The organism is Arenibacter latericius DSM 15913 (assembly GCF_000424985.1).
GTDB lineage: Bacteria > Bacteroidota > Bacteroidia > Flavobacteriales > Flavobacteriaceae > Arenibacter > Arenibacter latericius.
Window position 1 is genome coordinate 13,261 of the sequence record NZ_AUKX01000002.1, and the last position, 25,580, is coordinate 38,840.

Below are 25,580 nucleotides of genomic sequence, written 5' to 3' on the forward strand. Positions count from 1 at the left end.
AAAAAGTTTGGAAAAGGCCTCATTTAAATTACGTTCAGGCTTTTTCCAACCTCCGTAAATGCTTTAATTGCGTGGTCTAAATGAGCTCTTTCATGTGCTGCAGAAAGTTGTACTCTAATCCTAGCTTTACCTTTTGGTACAACAGGGAAAAAGAAACCAATTACATAAATTCCCTTTTCAAGGAGCATTTCTGCCATTTTCTGAGATAATTTGGCATCGTAGAGCATAACTGGGACAATAGCAGAGTCTCCGTCGATAATATCAAAGCCTGCTTTTTTCATTCCCTCTTTAAAATACTTGGTGTTTTCGTCTAGTTTTTCCTTTAGACTATTATCCCTTTCTAATATTTCAAATACCTTTAGAGAGGCGCCAACAATTGCAGGGGCTAAGGAGTTAGAAAATAAATAGGGTCTTGAACGTTGTCTAAGGATTTCAATAATCTCTTTTTTGCCGGTTGTATATCCGCCCATTGCTCCCCCCATGGCTTTTCCTAAAGTTCCTGTAATGATATCTACTTTGTCCATTACATTCTTTTCCTCTAGAGTTCCAATGCCTGTTTCACCAATAAAACCGGTAGCGTGGCATTCGTCTATCATCACCATGGCATCGTATTTATCTGCCAAAGCACAAATCTCATCTAAGGGGGCTACTAGTCCATCCATAGAGAATACGCCATCGGTTACAATTATCTTAAACCTAGCATCGTCTGCATTGGCTTGTTTTAATTGAGCCTCTAAATCTGCCATATCATTATTGGCATATCGGTATCTTTTTGCCTTACATAGCCTTACCCCATCAATAATGGAGGCGTGGTTTAGTGAGTCCGATATAATAGCATCTTCAGGACCTAATAAAGGTTCAAAAACCCCACCATTGGCATCAAAAGCAGCAGCATATAATATGGTATCCTCAGTTCCGTAGAATTCTGCTATCTTTTTCTCCAATTGTTTGTGGATATCTTGGGTGCCACAGATAAAGCGTACAGAAGACATACCAAATCCATGGGAGTCTAAAGTATCTTTTGCTGCTTGTATTACCTCTGGGTGAGATGATAATCCCAAATAGTTATTTGCGCAGAAATTGATTACCTCTTGTCCAGTATCAATTTTAATTACCGCCCCTTGAGGTGTGGTGATAATTCTTTCCTCTTTGTAAAGGCCCGCTTCTTTAATAGCGACCAATTCTTCCTGTAAATGTGATTTAATTTTTCCGTACATGTCTTTTGTTAAATAATAAAGTCTAATATAATATCGTCGTTGATATAAACAATTATTTTGTCTTTTATTTTATATCCCATCTTTTCCAAGGCCTCTGAATAGGCATAAAGTTGTTGGTGATATGCGTTATTTTTCTTTCCAGTTTTATAATCAATTATTGTAGCCTCATTGTTGTTTATTACAATTCTATCTGGTCTTAGTATCTTTCCGTCCACCGTAAGTATATCCTGTTCGTTCATAATAACTACATCAGGACTATAATATTCAGATAATTTGGAGTGCTCTACAATTGCGGAGATATTTTCTCTTACCTCATTATAATCTACCTGTGGAAGGTCCCCGTTTTTAACAGCGCTTTTAATCGCATTTTCAATATCTTCCTTAGTTTTAATTTGGCCTAAAATCAAATGGACTAAATTCCCTTTGCTAATAGCTGTTTCCCTTTCAGTATCCCAAAGCGCTCCAGATTTTGTTAAGATGCGGAATTCGGGTCGGTCTTTATGACTATAAAGGTATGGAATGTTTTCTTGTGTGTCATTTTGATTTAAAGTGCTATTAGCAATTTCTAACGCTCCAAACTGGTATTGAAGTTGACTTTCTTGCCATAACCCCTTCTCTATTAGATAGTGAATAAATAATCCCGAATAATATTTCGTTTTGTGTTCTCCTTTCTGGGTGAGGTCCTTCTTAGAAATAATATATAGGGCTTTTTCTGCTCTAGTTAATGCCACGTATAAAAGATTAAAGGCATCTAGCTCTAGCTTGTGCTGCTCTTCATTATATATAGACTCAGCCATCTCGCCATAGGTAATTACTTCTTGATTTTTATTGATTAATAGCTCTGTAAAACCATTAAACGATTCTTCTGGAACTGGAATCCATAATTTGGGGTTTATTTCTTCGTATATATTAGTGTTGGCAAAGGGATATATAACAATAGGGAATTCTAGGCCTTTGGACTTGTGGATTGTCATTATCTGCACAGCATCCACATTTTCTGGTGCTGTAATACTTAAAGAACTTTTCTTCTTTTCCCAATGGGCTAGAAATACTTGACTATTGGCACCTTCTTTTTGTTCTACTTCCTGTACTACATCTAATAAATAAGTAATATAAGCATCCGAAGTTTCTGCCAAATCGAACTTTCTAATGGCATTTTCCAAGCCGTCATAAACGGAAGATTGCTTCAACGTTTCTATGTTAAATCCATACTGTTCTGCTAATAGGGTAGCGACCTCTTGTAAGTGGGCATGAATATATTGATGTAAGTTCTCTTTACCGCTAAAAAGAAAGGATATAATGTTAAAACTAACTTCTAAATCTGTGGGTTGTAGGCTGTATCGAAGCAGATCAATTAAAAACCGAACCTTAGGATTGCTGTTCAGTAATAGGGTTTCAGATGAAATTATAGGGATGTTGTGTTGCATAAGGAAATCTGCCAAAAGAATTCCTTCTTTTTTCTTCCTAGTAAGGATACAGATATCTTTTAGAGAGTAATTTTTCTCTAAGACCTGCTCTAAAGTGTTTAAAACTGTTTTGCAGTACAACTCTCCTTCGTCTACATCCGCATCGGGATCTATAAAAGACAATTGAACCATGCCTCCCTTTTTGCTGTTGTACGCTTGTTGGTTGCCTTTTATAAATAATTCATTATAAGTGCTGTTTTCTAAAAACGGACTAGTAACAGTGAAGAAATTATTATTAAATTTGATGACTTCTTCATGACTTCTATAGTTGGCAGGAAGGTTTGTGGTTGTGGGTGGAAATACAAATGGATTTTCTTTTGTATTAATTAGATTTAAAAACTGCTCTGCTCTTCCTCCTCTCCAACGGTATATGGCTTGTTTAGCATCACCTACTAGCATTACGGAACCAATTTTTCCCAAGTCATCCTCACTTTCCAAGGCGTTGCCAATTAATGGGGTAAGGTTGTTCCATTGCATTTGAGAGGTATCCTGAAACTCATCAATAAAATAATGTCGGTATTTTTCCCCAATCCTTTCGTAAATAAACGGTGCCGGTTGATCTTTTATCTCGTTAGAAATAAGACTGTTAAAGGAGGAGATAGGTAATAGATCTCGTTCTGTTTCTAAAGATTTTATCTCTTGTTGTATAGCATTTAATACGGTTAAAGGAACTAGGTTGTTGTAGGCGTTCCGCATTAGAGATAGCGCAGTATTATTTTCTTTAATACGCTGAAAATAGTGGTTAAACTGAGAATGGAGTCCGTCTAAAATATCTTTTATGCCCTGTGGGCAACTCTTGGTATATAAAGGATCTGAATCGAACTTTTGTTTCCAACCGGCTTTAAAATCTATCTTTAAATCCCCGGATGCTATTTTATGAATGAATTTCGGAAAGTAGCTGGACTTAAAGTTGTTGAATTCTAAGCCATTCTCTTCTATTATATCTAGGACGTTTTGGGCGTCTTCTTTAATTTCTGCCTCTAATATTTTAACGTTTTGAATTAAGGTGGATTTTAAAACAAGGAAGTCATCGAGCTTTTTCTCTTCAAATTTTTTAAGATGAGGATGATGATTTTCGTTAAAGAGTAGCTTTCCAACATTGTGCAGGTCAATTGCGATATCCCAGCTTTTATCTTCGTCAATTTTTTCTAGTGCAAAGTCTATTAAAACTTTCGTTAAGGCTGCATCGCTACCCGCCTTATTTAGTAATTTGGCAATTGCCTCATCTAATAGAAGGTCGGTGTCTAATACCACCTCAAAATTTTGTGGCAACTTAAGATCCTTGGCAAAAGTTCTAATGAGGCGATGGGTAAATTTATCAATTGTAGAAACGTCAAAAAAAGCATAGTTGTGCAAAATTTCTTTAAGGGTTTGCTTAGCTCTTTTTTGTAAGATATGAATTTCAACTCCTAGCTCTTTAGAAATATCTAATAGCATTGGGGGAGTATCAGAATTTGCGCTTATTTTACCAAAAGCAAAAAGACTTCCTAAGATTCGTTGCTTCATTTCATTTACTGCCTTATTGGTAAATGTAATGGCGAGAATATTTCTATAACTCTTATTAAAATCGGAGGAAAGGATAATTTTCAGGTATTCTTTAGCAAGGGTATAAGTCTTACCTGAACCTGCAGATGCGTTGTATATATTGTAAGGAGCCTCTTGCACGTCGTTTTAGCTGCAAATTAAGCAATATTCAATAGTTCTTAACAAATATTTAGCTGAAAATCTAACTTAAATTGTTAATTTTGGGAAACAACATTATTTAACTTAAAAAAACATAATAATTATGGCTTTTGAACTACCGAAGTTACCCTATGCGTATGACGCATTGGAACCTCATATTGATGCTAGGACCATGGAAATACACCATACCAAGCACCATAATGGGTATACTACCAATTTAAACAATGCTATTGAGGGAACCGATATGGCAAACAAATCCATTGAGGATTTGTTGAAAAATATGGATATGTCCAACGCCGCAGTTAGAAATAATGGAGGAGGTTTTTATAACCATTCCTTGTTTTGGGATATTATGTCTCCAGACGGAGGCGGTGAGCCTACTGGCGAATTAGCTGATGCGATTAAATCTAGTTTTGGTTCTTTTGAATCCTTTAAGGATGCTTTTTCTAAAGCTGCAGGAACTAGATTTGGTTCTGGTTGGGCTTGGCTTTGTGTACATAAAGGTGGGAAGTTAGAAATTTGCTCTACTCCTAACCAAGATAACCCATTAATGCCAGATACAGGTTGCGGTGGATTCCCAATCTTAGGCTTAGATGTATGGGAGCACGCTTACTACTTAAATTACCAAAACAGAAGGCCAGATTATATTAATGCCTTTTTTAACGTGGTAAATTGGGAGAAAGTAGCTGCTGCTTACGCAAGCAACAAGTAATTTAATCTTTTGCCACCGTTAACAGCGTGTTGGTAAAATATTTAAGTCCCGTCTTAATCATAGAATTAGGACGGGATTTTTTTATTCTGGCGAGATGGTAGAAAATAGAAAAGGGCAGAGAAATCTCCACCCTTTTCATCCCAAATCTTACCATAAACTTAACCTACTTATGCTATGGCGAGACTAAAATAATGGTAATGGGAGATATAAAAAAGTTTTTTTATGAAATTTTCAATCATATATCCTATGTAAACAGATAAATGATTGCATAGATGGCAATTATTTTTGTTAAAATACTGATTTTCAATAATCAAAGGTTGTAAGTTTTTTATCCTGCTAAGTTTGGTTAATACAGCAGGAGTTTTGGTAGTCTAATTGAAGCTAACGTAAAGTAATGGGGTTTGGAGGAAGTAGAGGAGATATTAAAAGAGGGTATAAATCTCTTGTTTAAAAATAAAAAGGCAGAGTTTTAAACTCTGCCTTTTTCCCCAAATCTTACCATGAACTTAACCTACTTATGCTATGGTATAACAAACATATGTATAGCATTGGAAGGGAGAAAAGGTTTTGGTTGAACGTCTCTTAAATAGGTTGAAATACATGTTTGTGGCCAATTTCCTTAAAATAAAGCGGCTTGGATTTTGAGATAGAGGGGGCTGAATTTTAAACAATAAAAAAGGCGGGGAAATCCCCGCCTTTTTTGCCCCAAATCTTACCATGAACTTAAACCTACTTATGCTATGGTGATACTAAAGTAGTAGTGCTCAGTTCGATTTTAATTATAATTGCGTTGAAAAGTGTTAATTATCGATGAAATACACTTTTTTGTTAATTTATAATAAGTAAATGTTAATATGCTCTTTCGTTCTTGCCTTCATAAAAGTTTATAAAAGCCCTATTTACCACCCTGTTACCCCCTGGGGTAGGATAATCTCCCGTGAAATACCAGTCTCCTAAATTCTTAGGACATGCTTGGTGAAGGTTATCGATGGTTTGATAGATTATTTGGACTTCTGCTTTAATATCGGTCGGACTCAATAGCTCTCCAATTTTATCAGAAATTTCATCATCAGTAAATGGAGCGTAAAACTCTTTTACATAGTTTATTACGTCGGTATCTTTGTTGTGTACCTGCTTAAGACATTTTTGGTAAATCTCTTCCACAAGATGCATCGTATTTTGCTCTTCATGTAAGGTTAAAGCAGCCCTAAATGCGATGAAATCTTCTAGCTTAGCCATGTCTATCCCGTAGCAATCTGGGTAGCGGATCTGTGGAGCAGAAGACACCACTACAATTTTCTTGGGCGATAAACGGTCTAATATACCGAGTATACTCTTTTTAAGAGTTGTTCCTCTTACAATACTATCGTCTATAATAACTAGGTTGTCTCCCTTTTTTACAGAACCATAAGAGATGTCGTATACGTGTGCAACTAAATCATCTCTACTACTATCCTGAGTTATAAACGTTCTTAACTTGGCGTCTTTTATGGCTACTTTTTCTATTCTTGGACGTACTTCTAAAATAGAATGTAATTCTTCTGCAGTAATTCTTCTACCAATGGAAAGAATTTGCTCTTCTTTCTTTTTATTTAGGTAATTCTGTGCTGCAATTACCATCCCAAAGAAAGAGGTTTCGGCAGTGTTAGGGATATAGGAAAAGACGGTATTTCTTATATCTTCATCAATAGACTTTAAGATTAAAGGGAAAAGGAGTTTTCCTAGTTCTTTTCTTTCCTGATATATTTCCTTGTCGCTTCCTCTAGAAAAATAAATACGCTCAAAAGAACATGCCTTTCTTTCTGTAGGTTCTATGATTTTTTTGATTTTGACAGTGCCATTTTTTTTGATGATAATGGCATGACCTGGATCTAGTTCTTTTACATCATCAAAGTCTACATTGAAAACGGTCTGAATGGCGGGTCTTTCAGAAGCCACTACTGCAATTTCATCGTCCATGTAATAATAAGCAGGTCTTATTCCTGCTGGATCTCTAAGAACAAAAGAGTCTCCGTGACCTAATAATCCGGCCATTGTAAAACCTCCATCGAAGTTTTTTCCTGCCCTTTTTAAGATTTTGGCTACGTTTAATCTTTCTGCAATAAGTGGGGAAGCTTCTCTTTTGTTGTAGCCTTCCTTTTTTACCTCTTTGTATAGTTTTGCTACTGCATCATCTAAAAAGTGACCTATTTTTTCCATTACCGTAACGGTATCGGCCTTTTCTTTAGGATGTTGACCAATTTGGATGAGGTTGTCAAAAAGTTCATTAACATTGGTCATGTTAAAGTTTCCGGCAACAATTAGGTTTCGGTGCATCCAGTTGTTTTGTCTTAGAAAAGGATGTACATTTTCTATACTGTTTTTACCAAAGGTACCGTAACGCACGTGTCCTAATAAAACTTCACCTATATAGGGAATATGTCTTTTTTGTTTGGCAACATCATCGGCATATTCCGGATGTTCCTTAAAGCTTGTATTTATCCTATCGTTGATCTGGGAAAATATATCCTGAATTGGTTGCTTATCTATGGATCTAACTCGACTCATATATCTTTCGCCTACCTCCATATCTAACTTAATACTGGCAAAACCAGCCCCGTCCTGTCCGCGGTTATGCTGTTTTTCCATCATTAGGTACATCTTGTTTACTCCGTAAAATGCAGTACCGTACTTTTCTTTGTAATACTCTAATGGCTTTAGCAACCTTATTAGGGAAACTCCACATTCGTGTTTAATGGCGTCGCTCATTTTCTTCTAGAATTAAAAATGCCTTGATAGTTCAAGGCATATTATTATTGTAATTCAATATCAAATTGGGTTAATTCCCTAAATTGAATCAACCTATTATTAACTTCTTTTTTGTCTAAATTTTTCATGCGTTCGGTTCCAAATTTCTCTACGCAAAATGAGGCGAGATTAGAACCGTGTATTACAGCGCGTTTAAGGTTGCCAAAACTAGCATTCTTAGACTGTGTTAAATAGCCAGAAAATCCACCAGCAAAAGTGTCTCCTGCTCCAGTAGGGTCAAACACTTCCTTCAACGGAAGGGCAGGAGCAAAGAATACTTTGGATTCGTGGAATAGTAAGGCCCCGTGTTCCCCTTTCTTAATTACGATGAATTTGGGTCCCATTTGCTGGATTTTCTCAGCCGCTTTTACCAAAGAATATTCATTGGTAAGTTGTCTGGCCTCCTCATCGTTTATGGTAATTACATCTATATGCTTAATTACTTCCATTAGTTCGTCTAATGCATTGTCCATCCAAAAATTCATGGTATCCAATACTATTAGCTTTGGTCGTTCTTGCATTTGATTAATTACACTCAACTGAGTGCTGGGATGTAAATTTCCCAACATTACTACATCAGCATCCTTAAAGTTATCAGGAACTTTGGGTTCAAAATCTGCTAGAACATTTAATTCTGTGGATAAGGTGTCTCTAGAATTTAAATCGTTGTGATATTTACCGCTCCAAAAGAAGGTTTTGCCTCCTTTTACCACTTGTAATCCGGTGATATCAATATTCTTACTGGTTAATAAATCTAGATATTCTTGTGGAAAATCTTCACCTACTACTGAAACTATGGCCGATTCTAAATCAAATTGAGAAGCGGCTAAGCCTATAAAGGTTGCTGCTCCACCAAGAATTTTGTCAGTTTTCCCAAAAGGGGTTTCAATAGCATCAAAGGCAACGGTGCCTACAATTAATAGTTTACCCATTAAGTTTTAAAATTTGTGCAAAGATATGATTTTGAACTGCCAATCCCATACCTATAGAATTCAAATTTTATAAAAAAAACACTGTTATTTTATTTCCGACCAAAATCTGCAGGTATTTCCCCCCAGGCCTTGGTTTCCCATTTTACGATGACTGTGTTGTAAGAATTGGTTTTTAACCAGTTTTCTGCCCGTCTAACAAGGTCGAATACTTCTTTGTTTTTTGTAGATTCTTCTAGTTTTGAATTGCACTTTTTTTTGCGAACCCAACTCATTGCTGTTTTGGAGTCTGTGTAGATAATCCTATTGCTGTTGTGTTGTTTTAAAAAAGCCAATCCGTGTACTAGGGCTAAGAATTCGCCAATATTGTTGGTTCCTTGTTTAAAGGGGCCTTGTTTAAAGAGTTCTTTTTTGGTCTTGGTGTCTACCCCGCGGTATTCCATAATTCCAGGGTTGCCACTAGATGCGGCATCTACGGATATAGAATTGTAATTGGGGCTTCCTATCTTAAGAAATTGTTCTTTAGAAAGAGATGAGGTAGTGGCTTGTTTGCCTTTGTGGTCTTCATAATTTCCATCAAAGGCTTTTTTGGCTGTCTCAAAAGTAGGGAACGATTTATATTGTGCTCCTTTGTAATTGGTGATAGCGGCCTTGCATTCTTTCCAACTTTGGTAGATTCCTGGCTTATGGCCTTTCCAAACGGTATAGAACTTATTGTTTTTGGCCATTATTGCTCCATTACAATTTTGTGAATCACCTTTGGGAAATGTTTGTACTCCAATTGATGTACTTTATTTGCTATGGTTTCCGGGGTGTCCGTTGCCTCTAGAGTTACTTTTTCCTGTGCAATTATGGCGCCTTCATCATAATTTTCATTTACATAATGAATGGTAATGCCGGTTTCGGTTTCATTATTGTCTTTTACCGATTTGTGAACATGCATGCCATACATTCCCTTGCCACCGTATTTCGGGAGCAAAGCAGGATGGATATTTACAATTTTGTTGGGAAAGTTTTGAATGAGGTTTTCTGGAATCTTCCATAAAAAACCTGCTAGTACAATTAGATCTGGATTAAAAGATTTAAGGATCTCTAATACACAGTCCGATTGGTAAAAGGAAGTTCTGTTAAAATATAGTGCACTAACTTTTAGTCTATTGCAACGATCAAATACCTTTGCTTCCTTGTTGTTGGAAAGTACGCATTTAACATTAACCTCATTGCTATCTTGAAAATAATTGATTATATTTTCAACATTGGAGCCAGAACCGGAAGCGAATAGTACAATTCTTTTCATGTGATGATTTGGGGTTGTAATAGGAAAATAATTTTAGGCTAAAATAGCACTCTTGTGTTTAAATTTATTAATTTGGGTCACATTTTAACCACAAATGGTGTTATTAATCTAAAGTTTTTTATTTTTGCCAATCAATTTAAATTTTTAAAAACGATATTATTATGTCAGACATTGCATCAAGAGTAAAAGCTATCATCGTAGATAAGTTAGGTGTTGACGAGAACGAAGTGGTAACCGAAGCTAGCTTTACCAACGACTTAGGCGCGGATTCATTGGATACTGTTGAGTTGATAATGGAATTCGAAAAGGAATTTGACATTCAGATTCCAGACGATCAAGCGGAAAACATTGCTACAGTTGGTCAAGCTATAAGTTATATAGAAGAAGCCAAGTAATTTTATGATTTCTTGAACAAGTTTCAAAATTATCCATGTGGTAACGACGCTGCATGGATAATTTTTTTTAATTTACGCACTACTTATTTAGGTTAAACAAAAATTTGTTTCAATGCAATTAAAGCGAGTTGTGGTTACTGGTCTAGGTGCTTTAACGCCCATAGGCAATAATATAGAAGAGTATTGGGAAGGTCTTAAGAGCGGCAAAAGCGGCTCTGCACCTGTTACCTATTACGATACGGAGAAATTTAAAGTAAAATTCGCCTGTGAGTTAAAGGGGTATAATACTGAAGATTACTTTGATAGAAAAGAAGGACGTAAACTAGATAGGTTTGCTCAATATGCTCTTATCGCCTCTGATGAGGCCATAAAAGATTCTGGTCTTGATCTAGATAAAATAGATAAATTTAGAACTGGAGTTATCTGGGGAGCAGGAATCGGCGGCTTGGAAACTTTTCAAAATGAAGTTTTAAATTTTGCTGAAGGTGATGGAACCCCAAGGTTCAACCCTTTCTTTATTCCAAAAATGATTGCAGATATAGCTCCTGGGAACATTTCCATAAAGCATGGATTTATGGGACCTAACTATACTACGGTTTCTGCCTGTGCTTCTGCTGCTAATGCAATTATAGATGCATTAAACACTATCCGTTTAGGGTATTGTGATGTGGTAGTAACTGGAGGTAGTGAAGCTGCTGTGACCATCGCAGGAATGGGTGGTTTTGGAGCAATGCATGCACTTTCTACAAGAAATGACGAACCTGAAACGGCTTCTAGACCATTTGATGCTACAAGGGATGGGTTTGTTTTAGGAGAAGGAGCTGGTGCTTTAATATTAGAAGAATACGAGCACGCCAAAGCAAGGGGTGCAAAGATATACGCCGAAGTTGCTGGTGGTGGATTGTCTAGTGATGCTTATCACATGACTGCTCCACATCCCGAGGGAACCGGAGTGGTACGTGTTATGGAGAACTGCTTAAAAGATGCTGGGATGAAGCCAGAAGATGTAGATGCCATTAATACACATGGTACCTCTACTCCTTTAGGTGATGTAGCGGAATTAAAAGCAATCTCAAAGGTTTTTGGAGAGCATGCTCCAAATATCAATATCAACTCTACAAAATCTATGACGGGGCATTTATTGGGTGCCGCTGGTGCAGTGGAAGCTATTGCCTCTATATTGGCTATGGAACACGGCTTGGTGCCACCAACAATAAATCATACCACGGTAGATGAGAATATAGATCCGAAACTAAACCTGACGCTTAACAAAGCACAGGAACGAGAAGTGAATGTTGCATTGAGCAATACTTTTGGTTTTGGAGGACATAATGCATGTATTATTTTCAAAAAAATTAGTTAAGTCATCAGGTTATGAACTTTCCTACCAATTTATTTTATTCCCATTCCAAACAGGATGGGGATTTTTTTTTGGGAATGAGGAAAATATTGGGTTTTAAGCCCAAAAAAATAGAGATTTTTAAAAAAGCCTTTGTTCATCGCTCTGTCAATAAGAAAGATAAAGACGGAAACCCCATTAATTACGAACGCCTAGAATTTTTAGGTGACGCCATGTTGGGGACTATAATATCTAAGCATCTGTATTTAAAAGTTCCCGATGGTGATGAGGGTTACCTAACTAAAATGAGGTCTAAAATTGTGAGTAGAGAACACCTCAATGAGTTGGGGAAAGACCTGCGACTTATAGATTTTGTGGAAAGTAAAATCCCTAAATCTCGTTTTGGAGACAATATTCACGGTAATGTTTTTGAAGCCTTGGTAGGAGCTATTTACCTAGATAGAGGTTATAAATATTGTGAAAAGTTTATATCTGAAATGGTTATAGCGCCTTATGTTGATATAGAGCAGTTAGAAGGGAAGGTAATTAGCTACAAAAGTTTGGTGATCGAGTGGTGCCAAAAGCAAAAAAAATCTTTTAACTTTGATGTTTATGAGGATACAGGCAATGATGCTGTAAAGCATTTTGCTGTAAAATTAACCATAGATGATAAAGTGGTGGCTAAGGCTAGGGCTACTTCCAAGAAGAAAGCTGAGGAGAGAGCGGCGAAAAGAGCATACTTTGCATTGCAGGATAAAATAAAGAAATCTTAACGGAAAATATAGTGAACTCCAACGTTTTCGTAGTGCTAAGGTGGTTTTATAGGACCCGTAGACTAGGCTTGTTTCTATATTAACCCTATATTTACGACTTATCACGGAAAGTATGGCGGCGATATACAAAATTTCGGAAGATAGCTATGATGAGCAATTTACCTTAATCGCTTTACACTCTAGTAGAGAGGATCATTCACTTGTATACGCGCTAAATTCTTGTTTGAAAATAAAATTAAAAAGAGCGGTAAAGGATTTAGAAATATCTCCCAATGGAGCGTTTCCTTTTTTTGATTGGAGGGACCAGATTAACGATCGTTATTATACCCTTATTAGTAATAATAGCGTAGTAACAGAGGAATTAAACGTAGGAAACCTGTTCCAAGACCTTCCCTCATTTACTGCTTATAGTCTAATTCCTGAATATAAGGATGTGGATTATTTTTTAAAGGTAGAACATGATGAATGGGACGTGGAAAAGGAGATTCTTAAATCCATACTTACTATACCAAAGGTAATTACTGCTTATAGTGTGGATGCAAACAAACTTAAATCAAGAAATAATTTAATATATTAATATAATGCCAGCATTAAAAAAGACAAAAATAGTAGCCACCTTAGGGCCAGCTACTAGTAAGAAGAGTGTTCTAAGGGACATGATAGGAGCAGGAGTAGATGTCTTTAGGATAAATTTTTCACATGCCAACTACGATGATGTTAAGGAGCGTATAGCAATGATTCGCGAATTAAATGAAGAGTTGGGGGTCAATACTTCAATACTTGCAGATTTGCAAGGTCCAAAACTAAGGGTAGGAGTAATGGCAAAGGAAGTAATCGTTTCTCCAGGAGACGAAATTACTTTTGTTACGGGAGAACCTTTTGAAGGTGATTCTGAAAGAGTGTATATGAACTATGCTCAATTCCCAAAAGACGTTAACGAAGGTGAGCGTATTCTTTTGGATGATGGAAAGTTAATGTTCGAAGTAGTTTCTACTAATAAAAAAGATGAGGTAAAAGCTAAGGTAATTCAAGGTGGACCTCTTAAATCTAAGAAAGGGGTTAACTTACCTAATACCAATATATCTTTACCGGCTCTTACAGAAAAGGATGTGAATGATGCTATTTTTGCTATTTCCCAGAATGTTGATTGGATAGCCCTTTCTTTTGTAAGATTTAGTCAGGATTTAATTGATCTTCAGAACATTATAAAAGAACATTCAGAATATAAGATTCCTATTATCGCTAAAATAGAGAAGCCAGAGGCAGTAGAGAACATCGATAAGATTGTTGCCTATTGTGATGGATTGATGGTTGCTCGTGGAGATTTAGGAGTAGAAGTTCCTGCTCAAGAAGTACCACTTATTCAAAAACAGCTAGTATTGCGTGCTAAAAAGGCAAGAATTCCTGTAATTATTGCTACCCAGATGATGGAAACAATGATTACTAGCCTTACTCCAACTAGAGCAGAGGTGAATGACGTGGCTAACTCTGTTATGGACGGTGCAGATGCAGTAATGCTTTCTGGTGAGACTTCAGTAGGGAATTACCCAGTACAGGTTATAGACAGAATGGCAAGTATTCTTAAGAGTGTAGAGAATTCTGATCTTATTAAAGTTCCGCATGAGCATCCACACATCAGAACTAATAGATATATTACTAAATCTATCTGTTTTCATGCGGCCAATATGGCAAATGAAATAAAAGCTAAAGCTATTTCTACATTAACAAATAGTGGATATACTGCTTTTCAAATTTCTGCTTGGAGACCTAAAGCACATATTTTGGTGTTTACCTCAAACAAAAGAATCCTAACACAGCTTAACCTGCTATGGGGTGTAAGGGCATTTTATTACGATAAATATGTGTCCACAGACGAGACCATAGAGGATGTAAATAAAATTGCTTATGAAAAAGGATTTTTGGAAAAAGGAGATATGTTAGTCAGTCTAGCTGCCATGCCAATTAAGGCGAAAGGAATGGTTAATACACTAAGAGTTTCTGAAATGGGAAGCGATAATCTTAAAGCATAATTATATTAAACTTTATAGTTAAACCTGTTAGATTTAAAAATCTAACAGGTTTTTTTATGTCGATTATAGATCGAATTTTAGTTGTATAGAAACAGAGTTTTCAGTTTCTGGAGTGCTTTTTCCCGTATTTAGGTTAGATAAGGAAATACCTAGCAACCGAACAGAGTTTTCCAATTTTTCCTGATATAGCAATTCCTTGGCTAATTCTAAGATTAAATCCTTATCTGCAATAAAATATGGAATAGTTTTACTCCGCGTCTGGAGTGTAAAATCGCTATATTTAATTTTTAGGGTGATGGTCTTTCCAGCAATATTAGACTTTTTAAGACGTCGTTCCAATTCGTTGGCAATGTGTTTTAATCGCTCTAACATAAACACTTCGCTGCTAAGATTTTCATGGAAAGTACGTTCTGCACCTACCGATTTTGGAATTCTATTTGGTTTTACTGGACTTAGGTGTATGCCCCTTACCACATGATAATAGTATTCGCCACTCTTTCCAAAATGGGTTGTTAGGAACTCTAATGATTTTTGTTTTAAGTCTAGTCCAGTAAATACGCCTAGCTGATACATTTTGTCAGCCGTAACTTTTCCTACCCCATGAAATTTTCGGATTTCTAGTTCTTCTAAAAAAGAAAGTACCTCCTCCGGATTCACGGTTTTCTGACCATTTGGTTTGTTGTAGTCACTAGCTACCTTTGCAATAAATTTATTTATTGAGATTCCTGCTGATGCGGTTAGTCCTACCTCCTCATAAATTTTATTCCTTATTTCAGTTGCAATTAAAGAAGCAGAAGGATTTCCTTTTTTGTTGATGGTAACATCTAAATAGGCCTCATCTAAAGATAGGGGCTCTACTAAATCTGTATACTCTAAAAATATGTTGCGAATAAGTAGTGATATTTCCTTGTAACGGTCAAACCTAGGAGGTACAAAAATAAGGTCGGGACAGTTTCTTTTTGCCATGTAGCCACTCATGGCACTGCGCACGCCAAACTTCCTAGCCTCATAGCTTGCTGCAGCTACTACTCCTCTCTTTTCAGCTCCCCCAACAGCAATAGGCTTCCCTTTTAGGGTAGGATCATCCATTTGTTCTACAGAGGCATAAAAAGCATCCATATCTACATGTATTATTTTTCGTAGGGGAAAATCCAATTTCATACTGTAAATTTATAACAACTATAGGGGAGAACATATAATTATTGACTAAACTCGCATTGATTGAAAATAGGACTATGAAAGCAGAAATAAAAACCGCGATTATATTAGGAGCCACAGGATTAACTGGGGGGCTATTATTAAAGAAATTATTAGCAGATAATCGTTATGGTAAGATTAAGTTGTTTTCTAGATCTTCAGTAGGATTTACCCATCCAAAATTGGAGGAGCATCTTGGTGATTTGCGGAACTTAGCACAATATAAAAAGGAGTTTTATGCTGATGAGGTATTTTGTTGTATAGGTACTACAAAAGCTAAAACGCCAGATCCTGAAATGTATAGGGCAATAGATGTTGGTATTCCTGTTTCGGCAGCTAAACTCTGCAAGTCTAACAATATAAACACCTACATCGTTATTTCAGCTTTGGGGGCAAATCCAAAGAGTAGTACTCGTTATAACCGATTGAAAGGAGAAATGGAGAATACGGTATTGGAGTATGCTATACCTAAAACTCATTTCTTACGCCCCTCTTTAATTGTAGGGAAGAGATCAGAAAAAAGATTGGCAGAAGGGATAGCCAGTCAATTAATGAAAATATTGAATTTTGTGCTTGTAGGACCATTGGATAAATATAAGTCTATTAAACCTGATGCCATTGTTTCTGCTATGGTCTACTTGGCAAATAATCAGTATAATGAAGTTTATATCGAATCAGATCAGATAAGAAAGTTAGCTGAAGAATAGGGAAGCATAAGAAAGAACATTTCATCAATAAATAAATAGTGTGATAGAGATAGAACGTAAGTTTTTAGTGAATTCAGAGGCGTTTAAGGAGGGTTCGGTTAATTCTTATAGAATTACCCAGGGTTTTCTTAATACGGATCCTAGGCGAACGGTAAGGGTGAGAATCAAGGGGGATTCTGGATTCTTAACGGTTAAAGGAAAGGGAAGCGATAAGGGAACTACCCGTTTTGAATGGGAAACTAGTATTCCAGTAGAAGAGGCAGAGGCCTTAATGAAATTGGCAGAACCAGGAGTTATAGAGAAAATGAGATACGAGGTCCCAGTTGGCGAGCACTTATTTGAAGTGGATGAATTTTTTGGAGATAATACGGGATTGCTAGTGGCTGAAGTGGAATTAAATTCCGAGGATGAAGCCTATGAAACACCTGTATGGTTAGGGGAAGAAGTTACTGGTAACAACAAATACTACAACTCACAACTTAGTAAGCATCCTTTTAAAACATGGTAACAATGAGATATTTGGGCTATATTTTTCTTTTTCTATTAGTGATTTCTTGTAAAGAGACTGGAGAAAGGTCAGAAATGGTTAATACATCTATAGAAAAGAACACAGTTTCCGTAATGGAGAAGAAAAAGCGATTAGAGGAGCGGGGCTTTCAAACATTTGACTATGTGGATGAAGCAACTAAGGATACCATATTAATGCAGCAATATTTTATGGCCTTTTTAAAAAGAGGGAGTAATAAGTCTCTCTCTGAGGCGGAATTAGACAGTCTGCAAGCCTTGCATTTAGCACATCTTGGAAGAATGTATGAAATGGGGTATGCTGATATTTCTGGCCCTTTTGGGGATAATGGAGAAATAAGGGGAATTACGATTTATAATGTACCAACCCAAGAAATGGCAGATAGCCTTGCTAACTTAGATCCAATGGTTAAAGCAGGAAGACTTACTATTGAAATTCATCCGTGGTGGGCCGCTAAGGGATTCCATTTACGTTAGTCCTCATTTACTAAACCGCGAAAAGAATGGCTACATAATGGCAGATAGCAGCTGCTAATACAAAAAAATGCCATACAGCATGGTTGTAGGGATATTTTCTCCACAGATAAAAGATAACCCCCACAAGATAAAGGGCGCCTCCAATAAGAATCATGGTCATTATGTTAGAAGGAATAGTTTCAAAAAAAGTGCGTCCACCAACGAGCATAATGCAGCCCATTGCAATGTAAACGAGTGTAGAAATGATGTTCCACTTGCCCGTAAAAAAGATCTTAAAAACGATTCCAAATGCAGTTAAACCCCACAACACACTCAATAATGTAATACCAAACGTATTATTCATATAAATTAATAAGAATGGGGTATAGGTGCCGGATATGAGAAAGTAAATACTAATGTGATCTAGGATTTGAAATATAGGTTTTACCTGGGCATGTTGAAACCCGTGATAGAGTGTAGAAAATGTAAAAAGTTGTAAAAAGCAAAATCCATATATGGCTGCGCCAATAACTCCTACCGTATTATTGCTTTTTATGGCAAAAGCAATTAGAATAGGTATGCTAACTATTCCAAAAATAATTCCAAAGCCGTGAATGATGCTATTTACCAGTTCTAGCTTTATTTTTATATCGGGATTCTTTGCCTGCATGTTACTGAATTGAAATTTACTGATTGCACTTTATAACGCATACTAAGATACCGAAAATGGTGTATAGTGTACCTTCTTATGGCAGTGTTGTTAAATTAGGACATATAATTAAAAGTCAAAAAAAAAGAATGTAAAAGCTACCTTAAGTAAGTCTAATTAACCATCAAAATATTATGGAGATCTAAGAAGGTCTATCCTGGGTAATATATTAGAAGAATTGACCTAAGTGCTGGTGACACTTTTTTAACGGAAAGCACCTTCAGGGAATTTAACTTTATCTGGGGCTTCGTTCAGTATAGGCAGGGCGTATTTCAATATACGGTTCCTGCGAGCGGTGGCGTCTTTTGGTTCTACTGGATAGGATACTACTGCTTCCATCCACGCATATTTAGTTACTCTAAAATAGACTGAGGGTTCCCATGGTGTATGACTTTGGTTTATTAGCTGTGGATAGGTTTTTTTAAAATCTTTGGACGCCGCTTCCAGTAAACAGTCTTCTACAAATTGCAGGTCGCTCGTATAGGCTACCTGAACTGCAGTTTCATTCCATATAAAAGGAACTTCGGGGCCAGAGTAATTAATAATTTCCTCTCTTAATATCAGGCTATTTGGAAATCTAATTACTCTTCCGCTTTTACGATCGTTGCCAAGATAATCACCACTACACTCCAAGATAGAGGTGTCTAAATAACTTATCTCTACTACATCGCCACGGAACCCTTTTATCTGTATGCGATCTCCTACCAAATAGGATCTGCGAAAAATTAGATATACCCAGGCGATAAAAGAAGTGATAGGGGCTTGCAAGGCAAAACCGATAACCAAAGAAAATAATCCAAAGCTGACAACTGCTGCATAGAGGTTTTGGAATAGAAAGGAAGCCACTACTATAAGGCTGAATACCATTGCCAGGAAGCGGACAATTCGCAAGAGGTTATATCGATCCCCTTCAGAATTGGTCTGGGTGTCTATAATCTTCGAAATAATCTTACTTATCAGATAGATTATAGCAATTAAGAATAAACTTATAGTTAGTTTTTTCACAAAAGGAATGTACTGTTCCCAGGGATCAAAAACACTTAAGTTTAATAAATAATATATGGCAATGAGCAAAATCGCTATCACGCCATACATCGTAATTCCGCTTTTCTTTTTCATAGTATTGAAGGCCTAAACAAGCTAACTACGCTGCCTTATTTTATTGCCATCCTCCACCAAGTGCCTCGTAAAGAGTAACTATAGCATTTAACTGACCAAATTGAGAATCTATAAGGTTCAGTTGAGAATTAAGTACATTTTGCCTTGCGGTCAATACTTCTAAAAAATTGGATAGTCCGTTGTTTAGTAATTCTTCTGAATAAGATTCGGCCAGCATGTGGGATGCGAGTTCTTTTTTACGCACTTCAATTTTCTTGTTTTCCGCTTGATAGTCGTATAGAGCATCCGAAACTTCTTTTCCTGCTATTAATAACACCTTTTTATAACGTAATAAGGCTTGCTCTTGCTGTGCTTGTGAAACCTCATATTGCGTCTTAATCTTTCTGCCATTTAAAATTGGCTGTGCCAATGATCCTGCCAAATTTGAGAATAGAGAGCTAGCATTGAATAAATTATCCAATTCTAAGCTTTGAAATCCACCAGCAGCGGTAAGTCGCAAAGCAGGGTAGAAATGACTTCTAGCTACATTAGTAAGTTCAAAGGCATTGATTAAACTGTACTCGGCTTCCAAAACATCAGGTCTGTTAACCAATAAATCTGCAGGTACGCCAGTGGTTAATTCTGTTTGAAGTTCTTGTTCTTCTAAGGTGCCTCTTTGTACGCTTCGTGCCGATTCTCCCAAAAGAATAGAAAATGTATTTTCTAGTAGTTTTATATTCTTTTCAATGTCTACCAATATAATTTCTGTGGAATACAATTGCGCTTCGGTCTGTTTAACCGCTACTTCTGTAACCTGTCCGGCATCCTTAAGTGCCTGTGTAGTAGTAAGGCTACTTTTCCTAGCTTCTATTGTTTCCTTAATAATATCTTTCTGCTTATCAAGGGCCAATAATCTGTAATAGGTGCTACTAATGGCAGCTATAAGGTTGGTTTTTACCGCTTGGTGTGCCGCAACAGATTGTAAGTAATTAGCTTGGGATGCTCTGTCTGCACTTCTAATTTTCCCCCATATATCGGCTTCCCAAGATAAGGAGCCTGATAACTCGAATTGTTCGGTAGCAGACCCGCTATTCATAGCCATGGCACCATTTTCTGAAAAGGTAGAGCGGCCATAGCTTGCCATAGCATCTATAGTAGGGTAGTACCCTGCTTTTCCTTGCTTTAAATAGGCCTGTGCAGCATTAATGTTCTGCAGTGCCACCCTAATATCTAGATTGTTGTCTAGTCCTCTTTGGATATAATCGGTTAAAATAGGATCGGTAAACAATTCTCTCCAAGATAATTGGGCAATAGAATTGCTGTCTGTCTTAATATTATCCGTGCGGAAAAGTGCCTCGCTTTCAATTGAAGGTCTAACATATTCCTTGGCAGAAAAACAGGATTGCATTAATACCGGAACTATAGTTAACAGGATTATTCTGTACAAAGTGTTATGTCGCATAATATAAATTACTATTATTCTTCTATGGTTTCTACTGTGGGATCCCCGGTAACCTTCTCTTGCAGCCACTGGAAGAGAATAAATAATACTGGGATAATAAAAATTCCGATTACCGTACCTACTAACATTCCTCCAACAGCACCGGTTCCAATAGCATTGTTTCCTGCAGCTCCTACACCTTTTGCAACTACCAATGGCATTAGTCCAAGGATAAATGCAAAGGAAGTCATTAAAATAGGCCTTAATCGGGCTCTTGCGCCGTCTATAGCAGCTTCGGTAATGGTGAGGCCGTGCTGTCTACGTTGAATAGCAAACTCCACAATAAGAATAGCATTTTTCGCTAACAGACCAATAAGCATAATTAAAGCGATCTGGAAATAAATATTGTTTTCCAAGCCTAAAAATTTAGTAGTTAAGTAGGCGCCCGCTACTCCAACTGGCAGTGAGAGTAGAACTGCAAATGGTAGTAAATAGCTTTCGTATTGTGCCGATAAAAAGAAGTATACAAATATGATACTCAGTAAAAATATAATGCCCGATTGTCCACCAGAAGAAATTTCTTCCCTAGTTATCCCCGAAAAGGCAATCTCGTAATTTCGTGGCAAATGTTGTTCTGCAACTTCTGTAACGGCATTAATTGCATCCCCCGAACTAAATCCTGGAGCTGCTGATCCGTTTACTGTAACAGAATTAAACAGGTTAAATCTATTTACTGTTTGTGGCCCGTAAACCCTACTAAGGGTTACAAATTGTGATATTGGAGCCATTTCTCCGTCGTTGTTCCTAACAAACATACTGTGCAGACTGTTTTCGTCCTTACGGTCTTCTGGTTTAGCCTGTACCATTACTCTAAACTGTTTTCCGAAGCGACTGAAGTCGGCGGTGTATAAACCTCCAATATAGCCTTGTAGGGTTCTAAGAATGCTGCTAACCTCTACGCCAGCTTCTTTTGCCTTTGGGATATCGATATCCATTTGCAATTGTGGGAAATTGGTACTAAAAGAATTGGATGCATAGCCAATTTCTGGTCGTTGTGTAAGGGCGGCGGCAAATCCGTTCGCTATGGTATCTAACGTCTTTAGACTCCCCGCTGCGCGGTCTAAGATTTGTACCTCAAATCCATCTGAAGCACCAAATCCTGGGATACTTGGAGGTGCAAAGAATATAATATTCGCATCTGTAATATGTCCGGTCTTAGCAAATAATTGCTGTACAATGGCTTCTGATGAGGTTTCATCTGTTGTTCGCTTATCAAAATCTTCTAAAAGGATAAAGCCCATTCCATAGGAGCTACCTGCTCCGGAAAAGAAATTTCGTCCCCCTTGTAAAGAGGCAGATCTTACCCCCTCTATAGATTCAATAGCTTTATAAATGTCTTCGGTAATACTAAAAGTACGATCCAATGACGCACCTTGTGGAAGCTCTAAGTTCATAAAAATTACTCCCCTATCCTCAGAAGGAACAAATCCTGTTGGGGTAGTATTATTTGCCCAGAATATGCCAAATATAGAAACCAATAGGATAATTACCGTTACCCAACTATTCTTTACTAAGAATCTTAATGACTTAACATATTTGTTGGTGGTAGCTTCAAAACCTGCATTAAATGCGGTATAGAATCTCTTTACTATTGTCTTTTTCTTTTCGCCTTCCTTTTTAGTGGGTTTAAGAAAAATGGCACATAAGGCCGGACTTAATGTAAGTGCGTTAACCGCAGAAATCAAAATAGCAATTAACAGGGTAACCCCAAACTGTTCGTAAAATACCCCAGACGGACCTTGGATAAAGGTAATCGGGATAAACACTGCAGCCATTACTAATGTAATAGATACAATAGCGCCACTAATTTCGTTCATAGCACTCAAAGAGGCCTTTTTTGCAGAAGTGTACCCTTCTTCTAATTTGGCATGGACTGCCTCTACTACCACAATGGCATCATCCACTACAATACCGATAGCCAAAAGAAGCGCAAAAAGCGTTAAAAGGTTTAAGGAGTAACCCAGTAGGTTAAGGAAGAAAAAGGTTCCTATTATAGATACTGGTACTGCTATTGCAGGAATTAAGGTGGACTTAAAATCTTGAAGGAATAAGAACACTACTAAGAAAACCAATAAAAAGGCCTCTATAAGGGTTACTTGTACCTTGGTCATCGATGCCGTTAGGAATTTATTGGTATCGAAGTTTATAACATAATCAACCCCTGATGGAAATCCTTCCTTTAGGTCGTCTAACTTTGTATAGATTTCTTCAATAATTTCCTGTGCATTGGAGCCTGGAGTTTGGAAAATTCCAAAGCCAACTCCTGGATAGCCTCTAGCACGACCAATAGAAGTGTAGGAAAACGCATCTAATTCTACTTTAGCAACGTCACTTAGCTTTAGAAATTGACCGTTACCCAAAGATTTAATAATAATGTTCTGATATTCTTCAGCGGTCTTATATCGTCCTTTGTATTTAATAACATATTCAAAGGCTTCTCCAGAATTTTGGCCAAGAGATCCAGCAGCAGCTTCTAAACTTTGCTCTCCAATGGCTTGGGTTACATCGGTTACCGTTAAATTATATGCGGTGAGCTTAACAGGATCTAACCACACACGCATGGCATAATCTTTTCCTCCAAAAACATTCACGTCTCCTACCCCTTTAATACGCTGTAGTTCTGGTTTTACGTTAATATTAAGGTAGTTCTGAATAAAAGTCTCATCATAATCTGGATTGGTAGAGTATAAGGAGGCGTACATAAGCGCAGAGCTTTGACGCTTTTGGGTTATAACTCCAGAGCGGATAACCTCTGCAGGTAATAAGGCATTAGCTCTTGCTACTCTGTTTTGAACGTTTACAGCGGCGATATCGGGATCTACACCTTGTTCAAAATAAACTGTAATACTAGCGCTACCTGTGTTACTTGCAGTTGAAGTAATATAGGTCATATCCTCTACCCCATTAATCTGTTCCTCTATGGGGACAATAACACTCTCTAGGATGGTTTCGGCATTAGCTCCAGGGTAATTGGCAGATACTTGCACGGTAGGTGGTGCAATATCTGGGTATTGGGTAACGGGAAGGGTGAGTAATCCCAATCCACCCAGGAGTAATAAGATAATCGATATAACGGTGGAAAGTACAGGCCTTTCTATGAATGTTTTTAGCATACTGACTTATTTAAAAACAGGATTGTAAGAATTTATAATGCTGTCCATACTGGTAGGTTCTGGAATAATTTGTTGCCCCGACCTAACTTTACCAAGTCCCTTGGCCAATATTTGGGTGCCCTCTTCTAGTCCTTCTATAACAGAGATACCATTAATTGCAGCTTTTAATGTTACCGCCCTTGGCACCAATGAATCGCCTTGTACTAGGTATACAAATTTCTTTCCTTGTTGCTCAAAAGTAGACAAGGTAGGAATCACTAAAACATCGTTTAGTTTGTTGGGGAGAATGATGCTACCACTGCTTCCGTTTCTTAAAAGACCTTGTGGGTTGGGAAATGTTGCTCTAAAAGTAACGGTTCCGGTTTTGGTATTGATTTCCCCACTTATAGTTTCTATTTTTCCTTTGTGTTCATATATGGAACCATCTGCAAGGATTAATTGTACCTCTGATATATTTTTTGCTTTTTCTTCCATGGTACTTCCCTCAATATCCCTTAGGAAGCTTATAAGGTCCTTTTCGTTCATGGAGAAAAATGCATAAACGTGCTCTATACTAGATACAGTAGTTAAAGGCATAGCATCTTGTGCGCTCACTAAATTTCCTTTTCTAAAAGGTATAGATCCCACAACGCCATCTACAGGGCTTTTTATTTGGGCGTAGCCAATATTAGCGGCTATACTTTGATAGTTACTTTTTGCTTGCTCTAAATTGGCTTTGGCCGTTTCTATTTGTACACTGCTTATAATATTTTTTTCAACTAGTGGGCGTAGTTTATTTAACTCTACCTGAGCAGAATTAATTCTTGCCTGTGCTGCAGCTGCATCCTGGGTTAAGGATTGAGTTTCTAAAGTAAACATTAATTGTCCCTTTTTTACCTCCTGGCCCTCGTCTACCAACACTTCTTGGATATATCCAGCAACTTTTGCACGAACCTTACTATTAACTATTCCTTCTATACTAGCTGGATATTTCGTGAAGTTGTCTACCGTTCTTCTCTCTACCTTAATAGTGGGGTAGGGTGCTGCCGATGGAGCCTGGCTAGTTTGTTCCTTTTCTCCACAACCAACTAATAGGGTGATGCTAAGGATTATAGGTGCGATTAGTAATTTTTTCATTTGGAATTGGAGTTAATGGTAATTTTTAAATTTTCTTTGAGTTCATTCAAGTTTTCAATAAAATAATCTGCAAGTTCTGCATACGTCTTAGTATAGTGTAAACCAGGCGTATCCTTCTGATTGCTGCAGTTATTTTTAAGCGTATCTTTTTTAAAATTGTAAACTTTTAGATGCATTTCTTTCTCACTTTCCCATTGCTCAATTTTCTTTTCTAGCTGTTCAAAAATATCATTGGGAGATATTTTAAAATAACGTTTGCGTTCTCCGGGTTTTGTAAAGTAAACAATTCGCCCGGTGGCTTGCAAGAGTTGTAAGTTGGTGGAAATGGAGCTTTTACTAGCATAAAGACCTTCAACAAAATCATCAAATGAAATACCTTCTTCTTCAGTAAGAATTAACATAGCGAAGATTCTTGCAGCAAGAGGAGGTAATATTTTGTTGTTTTCAAAATATACTCCAAGCTCTTCAATTAACTGATTTTTATCTAGGTCGGTTGCCAAATCTGTAAAATCAAATGTAAGTTTACAAAC

General features: G+C 37.1%; 22 protein-coding genes. 9 read left to right on the top strand and 13 right to left on the bottom strand.

The features are described from left to right. Positions 1 to 23 precede the first annotated feature (23 nt). Together kbl and H344_RS0101020 are read right to left on the bottom strand one after the other, a co-directional pair. Positions 24 to 1,217, bottom strand: a complete 1,194-nt coding sequence (kbl, locus tag H344_RS0101015) for a glycine C-acetyltransferase (RefSeq protein WP_026808577.1) — start codon at positions 1,215 to 1,217, stop codon at positions 24 to 26. 8 nt (positions 1,218 to 1,225) lie between these two features. After that, positions 1,226 to 4,348, bottom strand: a complete 3,123-nt coding sequence (locus H344_RS0101020; RefSeq protein WP_026808578.1) for a UvrD-helicase domain-containing protein — start codon at positions 4,346 to 4,348, stop codon at positions 1,226 to 1,228. A gap of 121 nt (positions 4,349 to 4,469) precedes the next feature. On the opposite strand from H344_RS0101020, the gene H344_RS0101025 reads away from it, so the two are divergent. Next, a complete protein-coding gene (locus H344_RS0101025) occupies positions 4,470 to 5,078 on the top strand; it encodes a superoxide dismutase (RefSeq protein ID WP_026808579.1) in 609 nt (202 codons plus the stop codon). Between the two features lie 849 nt (positions 5,079 to 5,927). Here the strand turns inward: H344_RS0101025 and H344_RS0101040 are convergent. The 4 genes from H344_RS0101040 to purN all read right to left on the bottom strand — a co-directional run bounded on the left by H344_RS0101040 (position 5,928) and on the right by purN (position 10,091). Next, positions 5,928 to 7,826, bottom strand: coding sequence for an amidophosphoribosyltransferase (locus tag H344_RS0101040; RefSeq protein ID WP_026808581.1), 1,899 nt, complete (start codon positions 7,824 to 7,826; stop codon positions 5,928 to 5,930). Between the two features lie 44 nt (positions 7,827 to 7,870). Then, positions 7,871 to 8,797 carry a PfkB family carbohydrate kinase gene (locus tag H344_RS0101045; protein WP_026808582.1) on the bottom strand — a complete coding sequence of 309 codons (927 nt, stop codon included), beginning with the start codon at positions 8,795 to 8,797 and terminating at the stop codon, positions 7,871 to 7,873. 89 nt (positions 8,798 to 8,886) lie between these two features. After that, on the bottom strand, positions 8,887 to 9,522 hold the full coding sequence (locus H344_RS0101050; protein WP_026808583.1) for a ribonuclease H1 domain-containing protein: 636 nt from the start codon (positions 9,520 to 9,522) through the stop codon (positions 8,887 to 8,889). Next, positions 9,522 to 10,091, bottom strand: a complete 570-nt coding sequence (gene purN / locus H344_RS0101055) for a phosphoribosylglycinamide formyltransferase (RefSeq protein ID WP_026808584.1) — start codon at positions 10,089 to 10,091, stop codon at positions 9,522 to 9,524. Before purN ends, H344_RS0101050 begins: the two co-directional genes overlap by 1 nt. A 161-nt stretch (positions 10,092 to 10,252) precedes the next feature. Between purN and H344_RS0101060 the strand changes: the two genes are divergently transcribed. The 5 genes from H344_RS0101060 to pyk all read left to right on the top strand — a co-directional run bounded on the left by H344_RS0101060 (position 10,253) and on the right by pyk (position 14,628). Then, on the top strand, positions 10,253 to 10,486 hold the full coding sequence (locus H344_RS0101060; protein ID WP_008269813.1) for an acyl carrier protein: 234 nt from the start codon (positions 10,253 to 10,255) through the stop codon (positions 10,484 to 10,486). A gap of 112 nt (positions 10,487 to 10,598) precedes the next feature. Next, positions 10,599 to 11,849, top strand: a complete 1,251-nt coding sequence (gene fabF / locus H344_RS0101065; RefSeq protein WP_026808585.1) for a beta-ketoacyl-ACP synthase II — start codon at positions 10,599 to 10,601, stop codon at positions 11,847 to 11,849. Positions 11,850 to 11,860: 11 nt separating this feature from the next. After that, entirely contained in the window at positions 11,861 to 12,598 is a 738-nt protein-coding gene (rnc, locus tag H344_RS0101070) for a ribonuclease III (protein ID WP_026808586.1), read from the top strand. Positions 12,599 to 12,710: 112 nt separating this feature from the next. Continuing rightward, positions 12,711 to 13,175, top strand: a complete 465-nt coding sequence (locus tag H344_RS0101075; protein ID WP_026808587.1) for an IPExxxVDY family protein — start codon at positions 12,711 to 12,713, stop codon at positions 13,173 to 13,175. 4 nt (positions 13,176 to 13,179) lie between these two features. After that, a complete protein-coding gene (gene pyk, locus H344_RS0101080; RefSeq protein ID WP_026808588.1) occupies positions 13,180 to 14,628 on the top strand; it encodes a pyruvate kinase in 1,449 nt (482 codons plus the stop codon). 63 nt (positions 14,629 to 14,691) lie between these two features. Here pyk and dinB read toward each other — a convergent pair whose 3' ends face one another. Beyond that, positions 14,692 to 15,789, bottom strand: coding sequence for a DNA polymerase IV (gene dinB / locus H344_RS0101085; protein ID WP_026808589.1), 1,098 nt, complete (start codon positions 15,787 to 15,789; stop codon positions 14,692 to 14,694). A 74-nt stretch (positions 15,790 to 15,863) separates the two neighbouring features. On the opposite strand from dinB, the gene H344_RS0101090 reads away from it, so the two are divergent. The 3 genes from H344_RS0101090 to H344_RS0101100 are packed head-to-tail and all read left to right on the top strand — an operon-like array spanning position 15,864 to position 17,534. Beyond that, positions 15,864 to 16,532, top strand: a complete 669-nt coding sequence (locus H344_RS0101090) for an NAD(P)H-binding protein (protein WP_026808590.1) — start codon at positions 15,864 to 15,866, stop codon at positions 16,530 to 16,532. A 40-nt stretch (positions 16,533 to 16,572) separates the two neighbouring features. Continuing rightward, positions 16,573 to 17,040 (top strand): CYTH domain-containing protein, encoded by a 468-nt coding sequence (locus H344_RS0101095; protein ID WP_026808591.1) that lies wholly within the window; start codon positions 16,573 to 16,575, stop codon positions 17,038 to 17,040. A 2-nt stretch (positions 17,041 to 17,042) separates the two neighbouring features. After that, positions 17,043 to 17,534 carry a YciI family protein gene (locus H344_RS0101100; RefSeq protein ID WP_026808592.1) on the top strand — a complete coding sequence of 164 codons (492 nt, stop codon included), beginning with the start codon at positions 17,043 to 17,045 and terminating at the stop codon, positions 17,532 to 17,534. 10 nt (positions 17,535 to 17,544) lie between these two features. On the opposite strand, the gene trhA is transcribed toward H344_RS0101100, so the two are convergent. The 6 genes from trhA to H344_RS0101130 form a co-directional block, all read right to left on the bottom strand. Continuing rightward, the gene (gene trhA, locus H344_RS0101105) at positions 17,545 to 18,183 is read right to left on the bottom strand and encodes a PAQR family membrane homeostasis protein TrhA (RefSeq protein WP_026808593.1); all 639 of its coding nucleotides are present in this window, start codon (positions 18,181 to 18,183) and stop codon (positions 17,545 to 17,547) included. A 243-nt stretch (positions 18,184 to 18,426) separates the two neighbouring features. Beyond that, positions 18,427 to 19,341, bottom strand: coding sequence for a mechanosensitive ion channel family protein (locus tag H344_RS0101110; RefSeq protein ID WP_051253999.1), 915 nt, complete (start codon positions 19,339 to 19,341; stop codon positions 18,427 to 18,429). Between the two features lie 40 nt (positions 19,342 to 19,381). Beyond that, complete coding sequence (locus H344_RS0101115; protein WP_026808595.1) at positions 19,382 to 20,782, bottom strand: efflux transporter outer membrane subunit; 1,401 nt, start codon at positions 20,780 to 20,782, stop codon at positions 19,382 to 19,384. Positions 20,783 to 20,796: 14 nt separating this feature from the next. Further along, complete coding sequence (locus H344_RS0101120) at positions 20,797 to 23,934, bottom strand: efflux RND transporter permease subunit (RefSeq protein ID WP_026808596.1); 3,138 nt, start codon at positions 23,932 to 23,934, stop codon at positions 20,797 to 20,799. A gap of 6 nt (positions 23,935 to 23,940) precedes the next feature. Then, the gene (locus tag H344_RS0101125) at positions 23,941 to 25,050 is read right to left on the bottom strand and encodes an efflux RND transporter periplasmic adaptor subunit (protein ID WP_026808597.1); all 1,110 of its coding nucleotides are present in this window, start codon (positions 25,048 to 25,050) and stop codon (positions 23,941 to 23,943) included. After that, positions 25,047 to 25,550: a GbsR/MarR family transcriptional regulator gene (locus tag H344_RS0101130; protein WP_026808598.1), complete on the bottom strand. Its 504-nt coding sequence runs from the start codon at positions 25,548 to 25,550 to the stop codon at positions 25,047 to 25,049. Before H344_RS0101130 ends, H344_RS0101125 begins: the two co-directional genes overlap by 4 nt. Positions 25,551 to 25,580 lie beyond the last annotated feature (30 nt).

What these genes read in the sequence shown, in the direction of transcription:
- rnc (WP_026808586.1), top strand. Translation starts at nt 11,861, where the DNA reads ATGAACTTTCCTACCAATTTATTTTATTCCCATTCCAAACAGGATGGG.
- H344_RS0101045 (WP_026808582.1), bottom strand. Translation starts at nt 8,797, where the DNA reads ATGGGTAAACTATTAATTGTAGGCACCGTTGCCTTTGATGCTATTGAA.
- kbl (WP_026808577.1), bottom strand. Translation starts at nt 1,217, where the DNA reads ATGTACGGAAAAATTAAATCACATTTACAGGAAGAATTGGTCGCTATT.
- H344_RS0101040 (WP_026808581.1), bottom strand. Translation starts at nt 7,826, where the DNA reads ATGAGCGACGCCATTAAACACGAATGTGGAGTTTCCCTAATAAGGTTG.
- purN (WP_026808584.1), bottom strand. Translation starts at nt 10,091, where the DNA reads ATGAAAAGAATTGTACTATTCGCTTCCGGTTCTGGCTCCAATGTTGAA.
- H344_RS0101090 (WP_026808590.1), top strand. Translation starts at nt 15,864, where the DNA reads ATGAAAGCAGAAATAAAAACCGCGATTATATTAGGAGCCACAGGATTA.
- H344_RS0101060 (WP_008269813.1), top strand. Translation starts at nt 10,253, where the DNA reads ATGTCAGACATTGCATCAAGAGTAAAAGCTATCATCGTAGATAAGTTA.
- H344_RS0101075 (WP_026808587.1), top strand. Translation starts at nt 12,711, where the DNA reads ATGGCGGCGATATACAAAATTTCGGAAGATAGCTATGATGAGCAATTT.
- H344_RS0101025 (WP_026808579.1), top strand. Translation starts at nt 4,470, where the DNA reads ATGGCTTTTGAACTACCGAAGTTACCCTATGCGTATGACGCATTGGAA.
- dinB (WP_026808589.1), bottom strand. Translation starts at nt 15,789, where the DNA reads ATGAAATTGGATTTTCCCCTACGAAAAATAATACATGTAGATATGGAT.
- H344_RS0101125 (WP_026808597.1), bottom strand. Translation starts at nt 25,050, where the DNA reads ATGAAAAAATTACTAATCGCACCTATAATCCTTAGCATCACCCTATTA.
- pyk (WP_026808588.1), top strand. Translation starts at nt 13,180, where the DNA reads ATGCCAGCATTAAAAAAGACAAAAATAGTAGCCACCTTAGGGCCAGCT.
- H344_RS0101100 (WP_026808592.1), top strand. Translation starts at nt 17,043, where the DNA reads ATGAGATATTTGGGCTATATTTTTCTTTTTCTATTAGTGATTTCTTGT.
- H344_RS0101110 (WP_051253999.1), bottom strand. Translation starts at nt 19,341, where the DNA reads ATGAAAAAGAAAAGCGGAATTACGATGTATGGCGTGATAGCGATTTTG.
- trhA (WP_026808593.1), bottom strand. Translation starts at nt 18,183, where the DNA reads ATGCAGGCAAAGAATCCCGATATAAAAATAAAGCTAGAACTGGTAAAT.
- H344_RS0101115 (WP_026808595.1), bottom strand. Translation starts at nt 20,782, where the DNA reads ATGCGACATAACACTTTGTACAGAATAATCCTGTTAACTATAGTTCCG.
- H344_RS0101050 (WP_026808583.1), bottom strand. Translation starts at nt 9,522, where the DNA reads ATGGCCAAAAACAATAAGTTCTATACCGTTTGGAAAGGCCATAAGCCA.
- H344_RS0101120 (WP_026808596.1), bottom strand. Translation starts at nt 23,934, where the DNA reads ATGCTAAAAACATTCATAGAAAGGCCTGTACTTTCCACCGTTATATCG.
- fabF (WP_026808585.1), top strand. Translation starts at nt 10,599, where the DNA reads ATGCAATTAAAGCGAGTTGTGGTTACTGGTCTAGGTGCTTTAACGCCC.